A 3818-nucleotide genomic window follows, 5' to 3' on the forward strand; every position below is an offset into this window, starting at 1 on the left:
CTTGACGTAATATGTTCCTGCACGGTTCCAGAGTGCCATATTGCCTCCTCTTGGTCGGCACTCGGCTGCATCCGCGCGTGATTGCGATACCGCTCGCGCATCCAGGCGACAAGGTCGTCTTGGATGAAGCGCCAGCCCCGGCCGAGCTTGACCGCGGGAATGGTCCCGGCCTTGGCGTAGCTGCGGATCGAGTTCGGATGGACGCCGAGAAAGGCGGCCGCGTCCGCGACGTTGAGGATCGTCGCCATGGTCGATCAGGCGCCGCTCGGATCGAGCGAGCGCCGCGCCTTGGCGAAGCCGCGGTCGGCCTCCAGAAAGCCGGCGAGCATCGCCGGAACCAGCTCACAGACCGGCTCGGCGACGCCGTGCACGTCCTTGTATAGTCGTGCGTAATCGTCGAGCGCGCGATGAAGCTCGGGAGTGATGCTGATCGTGAGCTTGACCGGGGTGCGGTCCGGCAGCTTGGCGAGTTTCAGGTTGGGCATGGCTGTCTCCATCATCCGCGCCATGGCGCGAGCACGAGGTCCTTGTGGACGACCAACCGGACCGGTGTGCCGGGCCGCACGGTGATAGTCGGCTGGACGTTGAGCGTCTTCGACGTGAGCTGGTCACCGGCGTGCGCGACGCTCTGCTGGGTCGATTGGCGCAGCGCCTGGACGAGATCGCTCTCGCCCGAGAATTGCAGCTCGGCACCGACGCCGAGCAGCGTCGAGAGCGCCACGCCTTTCAGCAACGACCAGGTATGGACGTCGACTTTGTCAGCGAGCCCGGCGTAGCCGGCGGTGTCGGTTGCCGGCACGTTGTCGAGGCGAAGCGAGCTCCCGTCGGGAAGGATGATCCGCTGCCAGACGACCATCGCGCGGCGCTGGCCGAAAGCGACGACGCTGTCGTAGCTGCCGACCAGCCGCGCGCCCTGCGGCACGAGCAGGATGCGGCCGGTGGCGCTGTCGAACACGTTCTCGGTGACCTGCGCCGTCACGAGCCCCGGCAGGTCGGACCGGAGGCCGGTGTTCAGGCTCGCGGCGATGACGCTGCCGGCGGACAGCATATAGGGTGATGCTGCGGCGACGAGTGCGTGCGGGTTGACGTCGCCGTCACCGGCGAGCCGCCCGACGAAGTCGGACTTACGCTGCTGACCGTTGGGGTCCCGCTCGGGATCGAGCGCGACCTTGCCGGCATCGCTCCCGGCCGCTGCAGTGGCCTCGACGGTCGCCGCACCCGCCGGCGTTGCCTCGGCGCGCTGGCCGCTCTGAACAAGGAGCCCCGACTGCCGCGCCGCCTTCAGCTCGGCGGACCGGCGTTCGCGCTCCGCTTGGGCGGCGTGCGTCGCAACGCTGCCGCCGCCCTCGGCGGCGAACGCTGATGCCTGCTGCTGCTCGAGGATCGGCTTGCCGAGATCGCCCGGCAGCGGCGGCCCGAGGCGCGGCACGTCGCCATAGGTCTTGGGCAACGTGCCGAGCGCGTCGACGGGCGGACGCGCCTCGGGCTCGGCCACGGCCTCCGGCTGGGCCACGACGCGAAACACGTGCGGCTTGAGCGCAAACCAGGCGATGACGACGAGCACGATCACGGCCGCGCCGGCAAGGCCGACGATCAGCCCGCGCTTAAAACGGATCGCGCGGATCGGGCGAGCGCGGATGGCAAGGGCCTCGGGATCGAGCTTGCGCTCGACCGTCTCGCCCGCGGCCGCCTCGGCGAGCGCGCCGGTCACGACGCCCTCCGGGTGGCAACCGCCGACGCACGGGTAATCCGCACGATGTCCTGGTGCTTGAGCCCGAACCGCAGCTCGGCGACGTCGAACAACCGGTCGACGACGTAGAAGCGGCCGTTGACGCGGTAGTTGACGAGCGATGCCTCTCCCTTGGCATCGACGACGAACAAGGGCGGCGCAATCCCGGTCGCGATCGTCGGCGGAAACTCGATGAAGGTCTGGCGACCGTCGTCGAACGCCCGGAGCGGCCGCCAGTCGGGCTTGTCGCCGCTCACCGCATAGTCGAAGCGGAGCTGGTCGACGGAGATACCGGCGGCGACCGGCGCAGCGGCCGCGCTCATTGCGGCCGCCTTCCGCAGTGCGATGAGCTGGTCCTGCGGATAGGTCCAGGACAGAGCGGTCATTGCGGTCCGGACTGTGCTGGTCAGCGCGAGATGATAGACGCGCCGGTCGGTGGTGATGACGAGGTTGGTGGCCAACCCGGCGGCATACGGCTTTACCAGCACGTGCGTCCGCTTGTCCTCCCCCGCGCCGCTCGACGTGTCGCCGATGACCCAGCGCGCGGTATCGCCGGCCGCGACGGCGCCGAGCGCCTCGCCGGCCTGAAGCGCGATGTCGGTTACCTGCCCCGGCGCGGTATAGACATGATAGAGCGCGCCGTCGCCGAACGGATAGACCTGGACCGCGTTGATGAAGCTGGTCCGGTCGGGCTCCTCGGTCGCCACCCGAGTGGCGGCGGCGACGCGCACGATCGCGGGCGATGGCGTCCAGCGCCGATGATGGCGGGGATTAAGCGGTCGCGTCGGCGCGGTCCGGACGCCCGAAGCGGCGACCAGGACCGGCGTCGTCGGCCCGGTCTGGGCCGCTACCGCGTTGAAGGTCGGACTTGCCGTGGCGGCATTCGGCACGGGCGGCGGCGGTGCCGCCGCGAGCAACAGGATCGCGGCGGGCATGGCGAGACAGAGGGGACGACGGGTCATGGCTGGATCTCCGGGGTGTCGGTGGGTGTCGCGCCCGGCAGCATCGGCATGGCGCCGTGGGCCGGCGGACTGGATGGTGCGGGCAATGATGCAGGCGCGGTCGGCTCGAGCTCGCGGCTCCAATCGATTGCGTCGACGTAGAGGCCGAGCGGGTTCTTGCGCAGCGTGTCGGTCGAGGTCGGGGGTTTGACGAGCACGGTGATAATGCCGGTCCAGTGCGACGTGCCCGCCGCACTACCGCGGTCATACGCGGTCTCGGTCCACTTGACCTGGAATGAGCGGTCGGACGCGCGCACCACGCTCGTCACTTGCACCGCGACGGTGCGCTCGCCGATGTTGGCAAACGGGTCGGCGGTGCGTGCATAGTCGCCAAGGAACTGCGCACCCCGCCGCGTGGCGAAGTCGTAGGCCTCGAGCCAATTGGCGCGCATCAGCACCGGGTCGAGCGACACCGAGCGGATGTCGGCGATGAAGTGCGCCAGCCCCCAGGCGATCTGCGGATCGGTCGGACGATAGCCGGCCTCGGCCGGCGAGACCGCATGCGGTTCGCCCAGCCGATCGACCTCGACCACATAAGGCGTGACGCGGCTCTGCATCGACTGCCAGACGAGCCCGCCGGACAGCCCGGTCGAAAGGATGAGCCCACCGAACGCCATCAGCCGCCAGTTGCGTGCCTGGACGCGGGCGGAGCCGATCCGCTCGTCCCAGAGCTGGCCGGCGCGGCTGAATGGCGTTTCGGGTTCGGGTGTGCGCCCGTAGCGTTGTACCGCTCGCCTAAAGATCATGAGCATCGAAGATCGTCATCGGTCTTCCCTTTCCTTGATGTCGGGGGTGGCGGAGGCACCACCGCGGTCGCCCTCCTTGAGGGTCTGGAGCGCGACCTGGCGGCGATGGCGGGCGGTCTGCTGCGCCTTGAGCGCCTGCGCCCAGGCGGGTGCTCCGCCGGCGCCCGCCTCGGCAGCAGGCGCATTGCCGCCGCTCGCGAACGCCGCGGCACCAGCGGCGCAGCCGCTGCTCGCCGCCTTGCCGAGTCCGAGCGCGTTGGACATGCCGGCATGCGCGGCGTTGCCGCGACCGGCCCGGGCGGCCGGCGAGGTCGAGAAAGCTGGCGGCGCCTCGAGGTCGGT

At 69.9% G+C, this 3818-nt stretch carries 5 protein-coding genes and 1 pseudogene; all 6 read right to left on the bottom strand.

Features of this window, described 5'->3' with window-relative positions; translation table 11 throughout:
- On the bottom strand, positions 1–248 hold a 248-nt coding region (locus tag HUU95_RS10580; RefSeq protein WP_174280080.1), incomplete at its 3' end, for a helix-turn-helix domain-containing protein.
- A 6-nt stretch (positions 249–254) separates the two neighbouring features.
- Positions 255–509 carry a DUF2274 domain-containing protein gene (locus HUU95_RS10585; protein ID WP_368039810.1) on the bottom strand — a complete coding sequence of 85 codons (255 nt, stop codon included), beginning with the start codon at positions 507–509 and terminating at the stop codon, positions 255–257.
- Positions 497–1711, bottom strand: coding sequence for a TrbI/VirB10 family protein (locus HUU95_RS10590; RefSeq protein ID WP_174280081.1), 1215 nt, complete (start codon positions 1709–1711; stop codon positions 497–499). Before HUU95_RS10590 ends, HUU95_RS10585 begins: the two co-directional genes overlap by 13 nt.
- On the bottom strand, positions 1708–2691 hold the full coding sequence (gene trbG, locus HUU95_RS10595) for a P-type conjugative transfer protein TrbG (RefSeq protein WP_174280082.1): 984 nt from the start codon (positions 2689–2691) through the stop codon (positions 1708–1710). The genes HUU95_RS10590 and trbG overlap by 4 nt, the downstream gene beginning before the upstream one ends.
- On the bottom strand, positions 2688–3476 hold the full coding sequence (gene trbF / locus HUU95_RS10600) for a conjugal transfer protein TrbF (protein ID WP_174280084.1): 789 nt from the start codon (positions 3474–3476) through the stop codon (positions 2688–2690). Before trbF ends, trbG begins: the two co-directional genes overlap by 4 nt.
- A gap of 15 nt (positions 3477–3491) precedes the next feature.
- Positions 3492–3818: pseudogene (locus HUU95_RS10605) on the bottom strand (P-type conjugative transfer protein TrbL); the annotation flags it as partial.

The sequence above is a fragment of the Sphingomonas bacterium genome (assembly GCF_903643065.1).
Taxonomy (GTDB): Bacteria; Pseudomonadota; Alphaproteobacteria; order Sphingomonadales; family Sphingomonadaceae; genus Sphingomonas.

Excerpts from the sequence above, each read along its gene's own strand:
- HUU95_RS10585 (WP_368039810.1), bottom strand. The coding sequence starts at position 509 with ATGGCGCGGATGATGGAGACAGCCATGCCCAACCTGAAACTCGCCAAG.
- trbG (WP_174280082.1), bottom strand. The coding sequence starts at position 2,691 with ATGACCCGTCGTCCCCTCTGTCTCGCCATGCCCGCCGCGATCCTGTTG.
- trbF (WP_174280084.1), bottom strand. The coding sequence starts at position 3,476 with ATGATCTTTAGGCGAGCGGTACAACGCTACGGGCGCACACCCGAACCC.